The sequence below is a fragment of the Kitasatospora sp. Ki12 genome, assembly GCF_054601375.1.
Genome location: NZ_BAAIHT010000002.1, coordinates 1,393,932 through 1,407,978, shown reverse-complemented (window position 1 = coordinate 1,407,978; position 14,047 = coordinate 1,393,932). Strand labels below are relative to the sequence as shown.

Sequence of the window (14,047 nt, the reverse complement as noted above, 5' to 3'; positions counted from 1 at the left end):
GGGCCGATCCGCGGGCGGGCGCAGGGCGGCTGACAGGGGGACCGGAATCCATGAACGCGTACGCAGGCTCGGACGGGCCGGGAGGGCCCTTCGTCGCCCCGTGGACGGGACCGTCGGTGGCGGCGCCGCTCGGGCCGACGTTCGGGGTCAACCCGGCCGACCTGGACCTGGCGGCGAAGGCCGCGAAGGAGAGCGGCGAGGCGATGCCGGGTGAGCTGAAGGCGATCCACCAGCCCTCCGACACGGCGGCCGCCGCGCTGTCGGGCTGGCAGGTCGGCGCCTCGCTGCACAACTGCACCGCGGCGTGGGAGGAGCTGCTGAACAAGCTCGCCTCCGAGGTCGACGGGGTCGCCCTGAAGCTGAGCCAGACCGCCACCGACTACCGCAACGCGGACAAGAACGGCGCCTCGGGTCTGAAGCCCTCCGGTCTGTTCCCGCAGGGGACGCGCTGATGGTCACTCTCGCCCAGCTGCGCGACGCCGACCTGTCCGGCCTGGCGCCGGCGGCCACCGCCTACGACACCCTGGCCACCAACTTCGGCAAGCACGTCCAGAACATGCAGCACGAGGTCCTCAAGCACGTCCTCAACGCGAACTGGGTCGGCAACGCCGCCGGCGCCGCCAACGCCTCGCTGCAGCGCACCAGCAATCGCCTGGACGCCGCGCACACCGAGATGTCGGCGGTCTCCGGGCTGCTGCGCGAGGCCTCCGACAGCTTCCTGCTGGCGCAGTCCAAGCTGCAGGCGGCGTTGCAGGAGGCCAAGGACCTGGGGCTGACGGTCGCCGACGACGGGACGGTGTCCTGGCCGGCGCCGTCCAAGGCCGACAGGAACGACCCGGACTACAACATCCCCCAGCGGGCGAAGGCGCTGGCGACCCGGATCTCCGGCGCCGTCACCGAGGCCGGGAACGCCGACCAGAAGATCTCGGCGCTCCTGAACTCCCTGACCGAGCGCGCCCGCAACGGCACGGGGCTGGAGACGGACAAGGCGGCCGCCGACCTGAAGGCCGTCACGCAGCAGGGCGTCGACCTGATGGCCGCCGGCTTCCCGCCCGCCGGCGCCTCGCCGACCGAGGTCAACTCCTGGTGGCGGGGCCTGACTTCGGCCGAGCAGCAGCGGCTCATCGAGGGGCACCCGGACCTGCTGGGCATGCGCGACGGCATCCCGGCCGTGGCCCGGGACCAGGCCAACCGGCTGAACCTGGCCAACCTCATCACCAAGTACCAGCAGCTGCCGAACCCGACGGACGACGACAAGCAGAAACTCAACGGGTTCCTCGCGATCAGCAAGCGCCTGGACACGGACAAGGACAAGCAGCCCCCGCGGCTCCTGATCGGGATCAGCGAGGAAGGGCAGGGCCGCGGCATCCTGGCCTTCGGCAACCCGGACACCGCGAAGAACGTCAGCGCGTACGTGCCGGGGCTGGGCACCAAGCTCAGCGACGTCGGCGGCAAGGACGGCGACCGCGCCCTGAACGTGCTGAACGCCGCGCAGAATGCCGACGCCGGCTCCACGTTCGCGTCGATGGTGTGGCTCGGCTACGACCCGCCGCCGGGCCTGGAGAAGCTCCAGGAGGGCGACATGCGTCCGCTGGACGTGATGGACACCGAGCGTGCCGCGAAGGGCGGCGCCGCCTACGACAAGTTCATGGCCGGCCTGCGCGCCACCCACGACGGTCCGCCCGCCCACCTCGTCGCCCTCGCCCACAGCTACGGCTCCACCACCGTCGGCCTGGGCGCCCAGATGAACGGCGGCACCGGCGCCGACGACATCATCCTCGTCGGTTCCCCCGGCACCGGCGCGCAGCGCGCCTCGCAGCTGCACATCGACCCCAGCCACGTCTGGGTCGGCGACGCGGAGAACGACCCGGTCAGCCACCTGCCGTCCAAGGGCCGGGTGTCCAACGACCTCCAGGGCGCGGTGCAGGGGGGCGTGATCGCCGGCCCGATCGGCAGCGTCGTCAGCGGCTACGTCTCCGACAAGGTGTACGACTGGTTCGGCCCCGAGAACCAGCTGTGGTTCGGCCAGGACCCGGGGAGCAAGGAGTTCGGCGCCAACCGCTTCGCCGTCCCGGACGGCCCGTCGATGTCCTTCGACTCGCACTCCCACTACATGGACGAGCCGAAGAAGGACCCCGCACCGGACGACACCGCGGTCTCGGTCAACAACATCGGCCAGATCCTGGCCGGGCAGTACGGCAACGTCACGAGGCAGGACCAGCGATGAGCACCCCCCACGGCCGCACCCCGCCCGTCAGCGCCGCGCTCTCGAACGACCCGCGACCCCGCAAGCCGCTGACGCGGCGCCTCGCCGCGGCCGCCGTGCCCCTCGCACTCGTGCTGACCCTGACGGCCTGCGGTGCCGTCACCGCCGCCGTCAAGGACGGCGCCCGCCCGGACCCGACGGCGACGGCACCGCTCATGCCGCCCGGGCAGGCCCTGCAGAAGCTCGACGCCCTGCTGGCCGAAGCGACCTCGAACGTGCAGCCGGCGCTGCGGTACTGGGATGCCTGGCCCGTAGCCAAGGAGCAGTACTCCTCCGGCCTGGACGAGCACTCCCTGGGCTACGCCAAGGCCTCCCGCACGCGCCACGTCATGACCAAGGTCGCCCCCGCCAAGTACGCCACCCTGCTGGACGCGGTGCGGAGCGTGTGGAAGGCCAAGGGCTACCGCATCGAAGAGGGCCCCACCGGGCAGGCCGTGTCCGCCACCACCGCAGAAGGTCTCAGCGTGGGAATCGGCATCGGCTCCGCCGGGGACATCGACATCCAGGCCACCGTCAGCCCGATCCCGGTGCCCGACGGCCGGGACCCGTTCGGCACCCCCACGCCGGACCCCGTCATGGCCAACGGCAACCCGGACGTCCTCCCGAAGTACGACGACCCGTACTGGTCGCTCTGACCGCCGCACCCCCACCTCCCCGTTCCGAAAGCCCCCACCCCATGACCCCCGAACAGGCCGTCCAGGCACTCGACGCCCTCCTCGACGAGGCGATGTCCGCCATCCGCCCCCCGCTGCGCTACCGGGACGGCTGGCCGTGGTCCACCGAGCGGACCGCGGGCCCGGACGACCACTCCCTGGGCTACGCCACCGCCACCCGCGACCGGTACGTCATGACCAAGGTCGCCCCGTCCAAGTACGGCGCGCTGCTGGGCATCACCGAACGCGGCTGGCGGGCCCGGGGCTACCGGATCACCGCCGTCAACCCCAGCCAGCCCGCCATGTTCGCCTCCACACCCGACGGGTACGGCGTGTGCCTGCTCGTCGGCGCCGCGGGCAACATCACCTTCCAGGCCGGCGTCGGCCCCATCCCGGTCATCCGCGACCGCGACCCCTTCGGCACCTACGTCCCCGAGCCGACCCTGCCCGACGGCCGACCCGACATCCTCCCCCGGTACGAGGACCCGTTCTGGTCGCACTGAACCCGGCCCGGCAGGTGCGGCGGGTCAGACGACGGAGTGCGCCGGTCAGACGACGGAGGCCCGCCGGGGATCGACCGGGTCGATCGCGTGCTCGTCGAAGAGGCTCTCCAGGGCCTCCAGGCCGCCTTCCCGCCGGAAGTCCTTCTCGGCCGTGGTGATCGGCAGCAGCCAGAGGATCCGGGCGTGGGCCCCGCCGTCCCAGGTGCAGACCTCGAACTCGGGCCCGAACGGATAGGGCAGGCTCACCAGGTAGTGGTCGCAGTCCGAGTCGTCCAGCCACGGGCGGCCGATCGGGACGGTGTGGCCGACGTCGAGCCGTTGGCGAACGGGCCCGCAGTGGTAGTACGCGTTCATGGTGACGCTCTCCAGATTGACCCACTCGTCACGCGGTGCGGCCAGGAAGAACTCCGTCCCGTGACCGTCGTGCTGCGTCGACTCCCAGCAGCCCGACGTCACGTACAGCCACCAGTCACCCGGGCGGGCGGGATGGATCCGGAAGATCCGGAACCCGGGCACGCGGTCCTCGATCGGCCCCTCCACCCCGGGGACCTCGTCGATCACACGACCGGGAAGGGTCCTGCGGAGGTGGTCGAGGAGAGCGGTGCGTGCTGCGGCGTTCGGCATCCGGTCATCATTCCCCCGGGCCGTCGGAGCCCGTCGACCGGGGTGCGCTCCCCGCCCGGTCAGTCGGCCCGCCCGGTCAGTCGGCCCGGCCACGGGAGAGGACCGTGCGGACGACGGCACCGGCGGGGGCGTTGCCGGCGGTGAAGGTGCCGCCGAGCTCTTCGGCCCGCTCGGCCATGGACCGCAGGCCGACCCCGGACAGCGGTGGACAGTGATGGACAGTCCCCGGGCCCGGCGGGCCTGGCAGGTGGACGGCGCCCGGCCCGAGGCTCTGCGGCATGAACCTCGTACGCACACCGAAGGGGCCGGGGGCCGGCCGTCCCCCACGGCCGGGAGCCGCGCTCGCCGCGCTCGCCGCGGCCCAGTTCACGGTCATGCTCGCGACCTCGATCGTGAACGTCGCACTGCCCCAGATCCGCGCCGGGACCGGACTCTCGGACGGTGCCGTCACCTGGGTGGTCAACGCGTACGGCCTGGCGTTCGGCGCGCTGCTGCCGGCCGGCGGACGGGCCGCGGACCTGCTGGGGCGCCGCCGGGTGCTGATCGCCGGGGCCGGGCTGTTCGCGGCCGCCTCGCTGACGGCGGGGCTGGCCGCCACCCCGGAGGTGCTGATCACCGCCCGGGCCCTCCAGGGCCTCGCCGCCGCGGCGATCGCCCCGGCCGCGCTCGCCCTCGCCCTGGTGCAGGACCCGTCCGGCCCCGGGCGCGGTCGGGCGCTGGGGGTGTGGGGCGCGGTCTCCGGCGCGGGCGGCGCGGGCGGCGTCCTGCTGGGCGGGGTGCTCACCGAGGCCTGGGGCTGGCCGTGGATCTTCCACGCGGTCGCCCTGGGGTCGGCGCTGGTCCTCGCCGCCGTGGCCGTCCTGGTGCCGGTGGACGAAGGATCGGCGGACGTCGGGCCGGTGGTCGGCCGGGGGAGCGGGCGGTTCGACCTGGCCGGCACCCTCACCGTCACCCTCGCCCTGACCTGCCTGGTCTGGGGCCTGACCACCGCGCGCGGCGCCGGCTGGAGCGACGGCCGGGTGGTGGGCGCGCTGGCGGCCGCCGTCGTCCTGCTCGTGGCCTTCGCCGCGATCGAGCGCCGCCGGCCGAACGCCCTGGTGCCGCCGCGACTGCTCACCACCGGGCGGGTGGCCGCCGGCAACCTGCTGATGGTCCTGCTGGGTTCGGTCTGGATCGCGCTGTTCTTCTTCCTGCCGCTCTACCAGCAACAGGTCCTCGGGTCCGGGCCGCTGGCCACCGGAGCGGCTCAACTCCCGCTCGCCGCCGCCAACATGCTCGGTGCGGCGCTGGCACCGCGGATCGCCCGGCGGATCGGCGCCACCACGACCGCGGTCGCCGCGCTGCTCACCGAGGCCGCGGGCCTGCTGTGGCTGTCCCGGATCGCCGCCGACGGCGGGTACGCCACCGACGTCCTCGGCCCCACCCTGCTGATCGGCCTGGGCCTCGGCGCCGCCTTCGTCCAGCTCACCGCGCTGGCCGTGGAGGGCGTCCCGCCCCAGGACGCCGGACTGGCCGGCGGACTGGTCAACACCACCCGCCAGGTCGGCGGCGCGATCGGCCTCGCCGTGCTGACCACACTCGCCGGATCCGTCACCGCCGGGGCGGCCGGCCACCACTCCCACCCGGAGGCGCTCACCGCCGGCTACCGGGCCGCCTTCGCCGTCTCGACCGCCGTCCTGACGGCCACCGCGCTGCTCGCCCCGCTGCTGCTCCGGTGTACCGGGCTGCGGCGTACCGGCGGGACGGGCGCCGCGGCCGACGCACCGCCGGCGCCCGACCACCGCGAACCCCGGGTCGGACAGAGCGCCTGACCCCCCCCGGGCGGCGCCGCCGCGCCGAATCAACTGACCCATCGTCACATCCACTGAGAGGCAACCGTCATGACCGACCAGAAGCCCTACCTGACCGGCCACTACACCCCCGTCGTCGACGAGGTCACCGCCACCGGGCTGACCGTCGAGGGCGCCCTGCCCCCGGAGCTCAGCGGCCGGCTGGTCCGCAACAGCCACAACCCCAAGCCCGGCGTCACGCCCACCCACTGGTTCAAGGGCAGCGGCATGGTCCACGGCCTGCGGCTGCGTGACGGGCGCGCCGAGTGGTACCGCAACCGCTGGGTGCGCACCCCCGCCCTGGACGGCGCCCCCTACCTGACGGAGCACGGCCCCGACCTGACCGCCAGCGCGGCCGGCACCCACGTCATCGAGCACGGCGGGCGCCTGCTGGCCCTGTGCGAGGCCAACCTGCCCTTCGAGCTCACCCCCGAGCTGGAGACCGTCGGCGCCTACGACTTCGGCGGGACGCTGCGCACCGCGATGACCGCGCACCCCAAGGTGGACCCGGTCTCCGGCGAACTGCACTTCTTCGGCTCCTCGCCCGTCCCCCCGTTCCTCACCTACCACGTGGCCGACGCCAAGGGCCGGATCGTCCACAGCGCCGAGGTGCCCGGTGCGAGCGCCTCGCTCAAGCACGACTTCGCGATCACCCGCGGCCACGTGGTGTTCGTCGAGGGGTCCGTCACCTTCGACCCCGCCGAGCACTCCGGGATCCCGTACGGCTGGAAGGACGAGCAGGCGGCCCGGATCGGGGTGATGCCGCGCGGTGCGGACGGTGCCCGGGCGATCCGGTGGTTCTCCGTCGAACCGGGCAACATGCTGCATGTCTCCAACGCCTACGAGGACAGCCGGGGCCGGATCGTCCTGGAGGGCCCGACCGTCGACCGGGAGGGCTTCGCCCTGTCCTGGAACTGGTGGACCGGGAGGCCGGGGCGCGGCAGCGAGCCCGTCTCCCGTTCCTACACCCGCCGTTGGGTGGTCGACCCGGTGGCCGGTACCGTCGACGAGCGGATCGTCGACGACCTGCCGGTGGAGTTCCCGACCCTCAACGAGGAGTACCTGGGCGCCGACAACCGCTACCAGTACGCCGTCTCCTTCCCGGACGAGGCGGGCCACGGCGGCTACGGCGTCGTCAAGTACGACCGGGTCACCGGCGCCCGCCGCATCCGCCGGGTCGGCGACGCCCGGATGCCCAGCGAGGCCCTGTTCGTCCCGGCCGCCGACGCCGGCGCCGAGGACGACGGCTACCTGCTCACCGTCGTGACGGACCTCAAGCAGGACGCCTCCCAGCTGCTCGTCCTGGACGCCTCCGGCCTCGACCGGGTCGCCACCGTCCACCTGCCGCACCGGGTCAGCGCCGGCCTCCACGGGTCGTGGATCCCGGACGAGGGCCGGGGCATCGGCCGCGGCTGACGCGCCGCCCGCCCCTGCCGGACCCGGGTCCTCCGGGCCCGGCAGGGGCCCCGCATCGGGCCCGGCAGGGCCTCAGGACCCGATCGGGGCCTCCCAGGCCAGCCGGGTGCCGCCGTCCTCGGCGGGGGTGACGGCGAAGGAGCCGCCGACCCGCTCGGCGCGCTCGGCGAGGTTGCGCAGGCCGCTGCGCCGTCCGCCCTCGGGCACGCCCACGCCGTCGTCCGCGACGGTCAGCGCCACCCGGCCGGCGAGGGCGCGCAGCGTCACCTCGACCCGGGAGGCGCGGGCGTGCCGGGCGGCGTTGCTGAGCGCCTCGGCGAGGACGGCCACCACGTGCTCGGCCAGCTCCGGCGGCACGTCGGTGTCCAGCAGGCCCTCCATGCTCAGCCGGGGCGCGAAGCCGAGCGGGCCCTGGGCCTCGGTGACCACCCGGGTGGCCCGGGCGCGCAGGCCGCGGTCGGGTTCGCTGTGGGCGCGCAGACCGAAGATCGTCGAGCGGATGATCTTGATGGTCTCGTCCAGGTCCGCCACCGCCCGGGCCACCCGGTCCGCGGCGGCCGGGCTCTCGATCAGCCGGCCGGCGCTCTGCAGCGTCATGCCCGTCGCGAACAGCCGCTGGATCGCCAGGTCGTGCAGGTCCCGGGCGATCCGGTCACGGTCCTCCAACAGGGTCAACTGCTCGGCGTCGCGCCGCCGTTCGGCCAGCTCCAGGGCGAGCGCCGCCTGGTCGGCGAAGCCCAGCAGCGGACCGGTCTCCTCCGGCCCGAAGGCCGGCTGCCCCTGCGCCCTGGCCAGCAGCAGCACGCCCCGCCCGTACCCGGGGCCGGTGCCCAGCGGCACCGCCACCGCCGCGCCCAGCCCGTCGAAGCGGCCCGCCGGACCGGCCGGGAAACGGGGATCGCAGGCCAGCTCGTCACTGGTGACCGGCGACCCGGAGGCGTACGCGGCACCGGACAGCGTGCCGTCCACCGGCACCGTCACCCCCAGCCGTGCCGACGGCGTGCCGCCCAGCGCGACCTCCACCGCCAGTTCCTCGGCGCGCTCCTCCGGGCCCGCCAGTGCCACCGACACGTCCGCCAGTTCCGCGCCGGAGATCTCCCGGGCCCGCCGGGCGATCAGCTCGACCACCTCCAGGCGCGGCGCCCCCGACAGCAGGCTGCGGGTGATCTCGGTGCTCGCCCGCAGCCAGCGCTGGCGCAGCTGGGCCTCCTCGTACAGCCGGGCGTTGTCGATCGCCACCCCGGCCGCGACCGCCAGGGTGGCGATCACCGCCTCGTCGTCCTCGTCGAAGTCCAGCCCGCCGCGCTTGTCGGTCAGGTAGAGGTTGCCGAACACCTCGCCGTGCACCCGCACCGGCACCCCGAGGAAGGTGTGCATCGGCGGGTGGTTCGGCGGGAACCCGACCGAGGCCGGGTGGTCGGAGAGCACCGGGCAGCGCAGCGGCCGCGGTTCGCGGATCAGCTCGCCCAGGATGCCCCGGCCGGCCGGCGGCGGGCCGATCTCGGCCATCTCCTCGTCGGTCAGACCCACCGTCAGGAACTGCGACAGCGAGTGCCCGTCCGGCCCGATCACCCCGAGCGCGGCGTACCGGGCGTCCACCAGGTCCGCGGCCGCCTCGACGATCCGGTGCAGCGCCTGCGCCAGGTCCAGCTCACGGCCGACCGCGAGCACCGCCTCCAGCAGGCTGTGCACCCGGTTCTGCGTCCCGCGGGCCGCGTCGATCCGCCACTGGAGCTCCTCCAGCAGCTCGTCCAGGCGCAGCCGGGGCATCCGCGCGCCGCCACCCGCCGCGCTGCCGTCCGCTCCGCCCACCGCTGTCCTCCTCCTCGTGCCCTGCCCCTGTCCCGCCCGGCCCGGTTGCCGTCCGGTCGGCGGGATCGCCCCTGCTCACGGTAGTGCCAGGGTGTCGGCGGAGTGGAGGGCGGGGTCGGTCGTAGGCTCCCGAAGCGGGCCTTTCGTCCCGTGGCCGAGGGTCCTGCGGCCTCTGTCGCGGGGCCGTGGGCGGCTGCCAGGGTGGGGGAGGAGCGGACGGAGCGTCAGCGCGCCGCCGCCGGCTCCGAACCACCGAGTGCCGACACCGTGGAGGAACGCTCATGAGCGAGCGAAGCGAGCTGACGCCGACCGTGCTGGCCGGGGTCGACGGCTCACCGCAGAGCACGGCCGCCGCCCACTGGGCCGCCGAGGAGGCGGTGCGCCGCGGCGCCGCACTGCGGCTGGTGCACGCCTGGCCGTGGCTGACGGACGGCGTGTCGTCGTTCGCCGAGCCCGACGACCTCCCCGAGGTCGTCCAGCGGACCCTGACCGAGGCGGCCGAGGACCTCCGCGGGCGGTACCCGGACCTGGCCGTACGGACCGACGCGGTGCTGGACGCGCCGGTCGACGGCCTGGTGGCCGCCGCCGGGGACGCGGAACTGCTGGTGCTCGGCTCGCGCGGCCGCGGCGGCTTCACCGGGCTGCTGCTCGGCTCGGTCAGCATGGCCGTGGCCGGGCGCAGCGAGGTGCCGGTGGTCGTGGTGCGCGAGGCCGGAGAGGCCCGGGAGGCCGCGGACGGCACGGCCGAGGTGGTGGTCGGCGTCGACGGGCACGCCCCGGAGGAGGAGGTGCTGGCCTTCGCCTTCCGCGAGGCCGCCCTGCGCGGGGTCAGGGTCCGGGCGGTGCACGGCTGGGACCTGCCACCGCTGTTCGGCTACGCGGGCGGGGCCGTCCCGGCGGCCGAGATCGCCCAGCTGGAGGCACTGGAGGCGAAGCTGCTCTCGCTCGCCCTGGCCGGCCCCCGCGAGCGGCACCCGGACGTCGCGGTGGTCGAGGACGTCCGGCTGGGTGCGGCCCGCGGCCTGGTCGAGGCCTCAACCGGAGCCGCGCTGGTCGTGGTCGGCCGACGCCACCGCCCGGTCGACTTCGGCCCCCGCCTCGGCCGGATCGCGCACGCGGTACTGCACCACGCGGAGGCACCGGTCGCGGTCGTCCCCCACGGGTGAGGCGACCAAGGCCCCGGCGTGCGACGGGCCGTAGGGCCCTGCCGCCCGCCGGGGCCGCCGCGCACATCCGGCAGAGGGCCCGGGCCACGTACAACTGGTGCTGCGAGCCGGATGCGCGCCCCGCCGCATGATCTCCTCCCCGAGGCCGGCGCACCTGTCCTTTCTCCTGTGAATTAAGGGAGTTGGCGTGCACCTGTGCGTGTGATGGGTACGATCGATCGGTCTGTCGTGAGGGGGCTGGCCTCGATCAGCCGTAGGGGGTGGAACGGACGATGTCCGATCGCGCGACCGAGTTCGACCGCTTGATGAACCCATGGGCGTACGACGCGGATGGCAACCTGACTGCCGAAGCCCAGCGCCGGGAAGCTGCTCGGACGCAGCTCAACTCGGCAGGTGCTTCGGCCGGTGGCGGCTTCTCGGTCGATCCGGGCGCGCTCGACGCCGCCGCCACGGACGCCGAGCAGATCAACGGCCGTCTCGTGGGCGAATGCCGGAGTGCGGACGACGAGATGGCCGCGGTAGGGGGAGGGCTCGTCGGGTTCGGTCTCGGAGGGGCGTGCAAAGAGGCGTCGGCGACCTGGGACAAGCAGATCCTGGCGCTCTCGAAGGTGATCGGTGGACTTGCGCAGAATGTGCGGTCGACGGCCAAGAACTACCGCGATGCCAATGCCGCGGTCGCGGGCACGTTCAAAGCGGACGGGAGCTGATGCGTCGTGGTCGGCTTTCACGATCTGACCAATGCGAAGGTGGACTCGCTGGGGGCGGCCGCGGGGGCCTGGGACGAAGTGGCCGCGAAGCTCAAGGCGCTGGACGGCGAGTGGAACAGCGTGGTGGTCGCCAAGATCAACGGTTCCGGGTGGACCGGTCCGAGCGCCGAGTCGGCCAAACCGGCACTCCAGCGCGGCAATGACCAGCTCAACGCGGCGGCGACCGAAGCCGGAGCCCTCGCGTCGGTGTTACGGGAGGCGGCCACCGAGATCCAGGCGGCCAAGGACAAACTCGGTGCACTGGTCGCCGAGGCCACGGCTGAAGGACTCACCGTCAGCCCTGACGGGACGGTCAGCTGGCCGGATCCCGACAAGGCCGTGAAGAACGACCCGCAGGCGGCGACCGTCTACCACGACCAGTACCGGGCCAAGGCCGGCGACATACGGGCCCGGGTCGACGGCGTTCTCCGTGACGCCACGGAGGCGGACCAGCGGGCCTGTTTCGCTCTGCGGACCGACGCCTCCAGCGACAAGGACGGTTCCTTCAACGGACAAGCCGTCGGTGGAGGCCCGGAAGCCGATGCCAGGCGAGCGGCTCAGCTGGTGTCCAGGGGGAACAAGCTCTCGGACGCGGAACTCGTAGAGCTCAACAGCCTACTGCGTTCCCACGCGACCGATCCGAAGTTCACGACCGGGTTCTACCAGGATGTCGGCCCCAAGGGCCTGCTGCTGTTCTGGAACAGCATGGTCGGGGACGACAACAGCGTCGCCGGAGCGAGCGAGGCACGCTGGAAGCAGTACCAGGAACTGCAGAAGAACCTGGGAACCGCGCTGGCCACCGCCACACGCACCACCAACGAGCCGCACCTGTCCGACCAGTGGGCGGCCGACCTGCGCAAGGCCGGCGCGGAGCCGTTGTGGGAGACGCCCGAGACGACAGCGGGCAAGCCATGGGTCCCGCGGGGCTACCAGGTGCTGGCCGGCATCCTCCGCACGGGAAACTACGACCCCCACTTCCTGAACCCGATAGCCGAGCACGTCCTTCAACTCGACGCCAAGGACACGCACCCGACGATGCGGTTCTGGACTCCGGCACTGGTGAGCAGGAGTCCCGAGCGGCTGGGCTTCAACATCCTGGGCCAGGACGGCGGGGCCGGGTTCGAGCCCGTGTCGGGAATCCTGGAGGCGCTGGCCCACAGCCCGGAGGCGGCCACCAAGTTCTTCCACGACCAGCCCACCGCGTACAACACCGATGGAACGGTCAGCCCCAACGGCAACGCGAAGCCCGCGGACTACCTGCACTACCTGGCGCACGACAAGGAGTTCAGGGGGGACACCGTCTCCCAGGACAAGGACGTCGTGGCCGGCTCCCGGGCCAGCGGACCCGTCGCTCTCGGGCATGCGCTCGAGGCGGCGACCAGCGGTCACCCGTACGACGACATGCCCTCGGCCCCGGCGAAGCACCTGGCCGATCAGGCGGACGTGATGAACAAGGTGATGAAGGAGTTCGGACGGGACGAGGGAGGAAGTCTCGCGCGCATCACCGGAGGTGCCGACCCCGGTGCGCCGCTGGCGGCCCTGCGTCCGAGCCTCGGCAGGATGGCCGCCGACTACATGGGGGACGTCCAGCGTGCGATGTCGCCGTGGGACCACACGTTGCCGGTGAACGGCGAACCGGCCAGGCTCAGCACCTCCGACGTCCGGTCCGTGCTGAACGTGATCGGCCGGGACCCGGCTGCCTACGGAAGTGTCATCAACGCCCAGCAGGCGTACACCACCGCTCTGATCCACGGCGCCTTCGCCGGCGGGGAGACCGACACCGCGAAGCTCGCCATTCCGGTGGAGAACGCTGCCAACGCGGGGGGATCAGTGGCCGGAGTGCTCAACGAAGCCCGGGCCGATGCCGTTTTCAAGCAGCACGCGGCCACGGACAAGGCGTTCAACGACGCGGTCCAGAACGGCTCGTTCTGGGCCAAGACGGCCTTCAGCACCACCATCGGCGGGATCACCGACGGTGTCGCCGGTGCGGCCGGTGCGTCAAAGGCATCGGACTTCATCGTCGACCAGATCCTGCAAGGCGTCACTGCGAGCGTGCAGCAGGACACGACGGCGGCCGCCCGGGACGAGGCGGGCCACGAGTCGGACAGCGGCCGCAACTCCAATGCGATCAGCGCGGCTCAGGCGGTGCGGGACGCGGCGAAGGGCTCGGCCCTCACCCAGGCCCAGATCGAGGACCTCGCCGCACGGGTCGGCGGGCAGGCTGCTCAGGGCGGTGCGGTGGGTGGCGGGGCGAACAGCACCGCGAACGGAAAGAAGTGACGGCCGCGCCCCGCGATGCCGCGGCCGAGGGGCCCGGGAGGTTGCCGAGGAGGGGGAACCAGCAGGTGAAGGTTGGTCGGTCATGGCTGGTCGCGGTCTCCTTGCTCGTACTGCTGGCCGGCGGCGGCCTGCTCCTGTGGGACCGCTCGCGGGATCCGGTGGCCGACCGGCGATCAGTGGCGCACCTTCCGCTCGGCGAATGCCGAGGCGTCCTCGACGACGTACGTTTCAGCGAGGCCCTGTCCTCGGCCTCGCCGGTCACGGTGCGCACGACGTTCACGCCGGCCACGGGGTCCGCACCCGCCTACCTGTCGTGCACGGCGAGCGGGGACGGCCGGCGCAGTCTGGTCGTCACCGCGATCGGTGCCGCCACTGAGGCGGAGCGCATCCACAACGAAGGGCAGCAGGTGGCGAAGGACTTCCTGCCGTTCCCGGACGGCGAAGCCGGCGAGCGCTCAGCCGTGGTCCGCTTCTCCTGTACGACCGGGGCGACGCCCGATGGTGCGGACCGTACCTGGTACTACACGGCTTCGGTCGAACTCCGGACTCCCGAGGGCTCGTCCACCCCGGCTCCCGGGCGGCAGAAGACGGCCGAACTGTCGGTGGCGTTCGCCCGCCAGGCGATCGACAAGGCGCTGGGGTGCACCAACACCGTCCAACTGCCCAGCGGCACTGTCACCTTCACCTGACCCGGCTGATGGCGGCGACTCGCAGGGCGCCGGGTCGCCGCCATCGATGCCTCTCGATCGGAC

12 protein-coding genes are annotated in these 14,047 nt (G+C 73.2%); 10 read left to right on the top strand and 2 right to left on the bottom strand.

The annotated features are described in order from the left end of the window. Window positions 1-50 precede the first annotated feature (50 nt). The 4 genes from ACYP53_RS23885 to ACYP53_RS23870 are packed head-to-tail and all read left to right on the top strand — an operon-like array spanning window position 51 to window position 3,422. A complete protein-coding gene (locus tag ACYP53_RS23885; protein WP_459648882.1) occupies window positions 51-452 on the top strand; it encodes a hypothetical protein in 402 nt (133 codons plus the stop codon). After that, entirely contained in the window at window positions 452-2,227 is a 1,776-nt protein-coding gene (locus ACYP53_RS23880; RefSeq protein WP_189920359.1) for an alpha/beta hydrolase, read from the top strand. Before ACYP53_RS23885 ends, ACYP53_RS23880 begins: the two co-directional genes overlap by 1 nt. Beyond that, a complete protein-coding gene (locus ACYP53_RS23875) occupies window positions 2,224-2,901 on the top strand; it encodes a hypothetical protein (RefSeq protein WP_189920361.1) in 678 nt (225 codons plus the stop codon). Before ACYP53_RS23880 ends, ACYP53_RS23875 begins: the two co-directional genes overlap by 4 nt. Before the next feature lie 41 nt (window positions 2,902-2,942). Next, window positions 2,943-3,422, top strand: coding sequence for a hypothetical protein (locus tag ACYP53_RS23870; RefSeq protein ID WP_189920363.1), 480 nt, complete (start codon window positions 2,943-2,945; stop codon window positions 3,420-3,422). 45 nt (window positions 3,423-3,467) lie between these two features. Here ACYP53_RS23870 and ACYP53_RS23865 read toward each other — a convergent pair whose 3' ends face one another. Then, on the bottom strand, window positions 3,468-4,046 hold the full coding sequence (locus tag ACYP53_RS23865) for a suppressor of fused domain protein (RefSeq protein ID WP_189920365.1): 579 nt from the start codon (window positions 4,044-4,046) through the stop codon (window positions 3,468-3,470). Window positions 4,047-4,324: 278 nt separating this feature from the next. Here ACYP53_RS23865 and ACYP53_RS23860 point away from each other — a divergent pair, with 278 nt between their 5' ends. Continuing rightward, window positions 4,325-5,857 carry an MFS transporter gene (locus ACYP53_RS23860; RefSeq protein WP_459648881.1) on the top strand — a complete coding sequence of 511 codons (1,533 nt, stop codon included), beginning with the start codon at window positions 4,325-4,327 and terminating at the stop codon, window positions 5,855-5,857. Between the two features lie 69 nt (window positions 5,858-5,926). Then, window positions 5,927-7,291: a carotenoid oxygenase family protein gene (locus ACYP53_RS23855; RefSeq protein ID WP_459648880.1), complete on the top strand. Its 1,365-nt coding sequence runs from the start codon at window positions 5,927-5,929 to the stop codon at window positions 7,289-7,291. Window positions 7,292-7,363: 72 nt separating this feature from the next. Here ACYP53_RS23855 and ACYP53_RS23850 read toward each other — a convergent pair whose 3' ends face one another. Further along, window positions 7,364-9,061, bottom strand: coding sequence for a sensor histidine kinase (locus ACYP53_RS23850; RefSeq protein WP_459649817.1), 1,698 nt, complete (start codon window positions 9,059-9,061; stop codon window positions 7,364-7,366). 323 nt (window positions 9,062-9,384) lie between these two features. On the opposite strand from ACYP53_RS23850, the gene ACYP53_RS23845 reads away from it, so the two are divergent. From ACYP53_RS23845 to ACYP53_RS23830, 4 genes are all read left to right on the top strand, one after another. Continuing rightward, the gene (locus tag ACYP53_RS23845; protein ID WP_459648879.1) at window positions 9,385-10,269 is read left to right on the top strand and encodes a universal stress protein; all 885 of its coding nucleotides are present in this window, start codon (window positions 9,385-9,387) and stop codon (window positions 10,267-10,269) included. A 272-nt stretch (window positions 10,270-10,541) separates the two neighbouring features. Then, window positions 10,542-10,976: a type VII secretion target gene (locus ACYP53_RS23840; protein ID WP_459648878.1), complete on the top strand. Its 435-nt coding sequence runs from the start codon at window positions 10,542-10,544 to the stop codon at window positions 10,974-10,976. Between the two features lie 6 nt (window positions 10,977-10,982). Continuing rightward, the gene (locus ACYP53_RS23835) at window positions 10,983-13,295 is read left to right on the top strand and encodes a PPE domain-containing protein (protein WP_459648877.1); all 2,313 of its coding nucleotides are present in this window, start codon (window positions 10,983-10,985) and stop codon (window positions 13,293-13,295) included. Between the two features lie 65 nt (window positions 13,296-13,360). Next, window positions 13,361-13,984 carry a hypothetical protein gene (locus ACYP53_RS23830; protein ID WP_189920381.1) on the top strand — a complete coding sequence of 208 codons (624 nt, stop codon included), beginning with the start codon at window positions 13,361-13,363 and terminating at the stop codon, window positions 13,982-13,984. The last annotated feature ends 63 nt before the right edge of the window (window positions 13,985-14,047 follow it).

Coding starts and splice junctions, on each gene's coding strand:
- ACYP53_RS23845 (WP_459648879.1), top strand. CDS start 9,385: ATGAGCGAGCGAAGCGAGCTGACGCCGACCGTGCTGGCCGGGGTCGAC.
- ACYP53_RS23880 (WP_189920359.1), top strand. CDS start 452: ATGGTCACTCTCGCCCAGCTGCGCGACGCCGACCTGTCCGGCCTGGCG.
- ACYP53_RS23865 (WP_189920365.1), bottom strand. CDS start 4,046: ATGCCGAACGCCGCAGCACGCACCGCTCTCCTCGACCACCTCCGCAGG.
- ACYP53_RS23850 (WP_459649817.1), bottom strand. CDS start 9,061: ATGCCCCGGCTGCGCCTGGACGAGCTGCTGGAGGAGCTCCAGTGGCGG.
- ACYP53_RS23870 (WP_189920363.1), top strand. CDS start 2,943: ATGACCCCCGAACAGGCCGTCCAGGCACTCGACGCCCTCCTCGACGAG.
- ACYP53_RS23875 (WP_189920361.1), top strand. CDS start 2,224: ATGAGCACCCCCCACGGCCGCACCCCGCCCGTCAGCGCCGCGCTCTCG.
- ACYP53_RS23885 (WP_459648882.1), top strand. CDS start 51: ATGAACGCGTACGCAGGCTCGGACGGGCCGGGAGGGCCCTTCGTCGCC.
- ACYP53_RS23855 (WP_459648880.1), top strand. CDS start 5,927: ATGACCGACCAGAAGCCCTACCTGACCGGCCACTACACCCCCGTCGTC.
- ACYP53_RS23840 (WP_459648878.1), top strand. CDS start 10,542: ATGTCCGATCGCGCGACCGAGTTCGACCGCTTGATGAACCCATGGGCG.
- ACYP53_RS23860 (WP_459648881.1), top strand. CDS start 4,325: ATGAACCTCGTACGCACACCGAAGGGGCCGGGGGCCGGCCGTCCCCCA.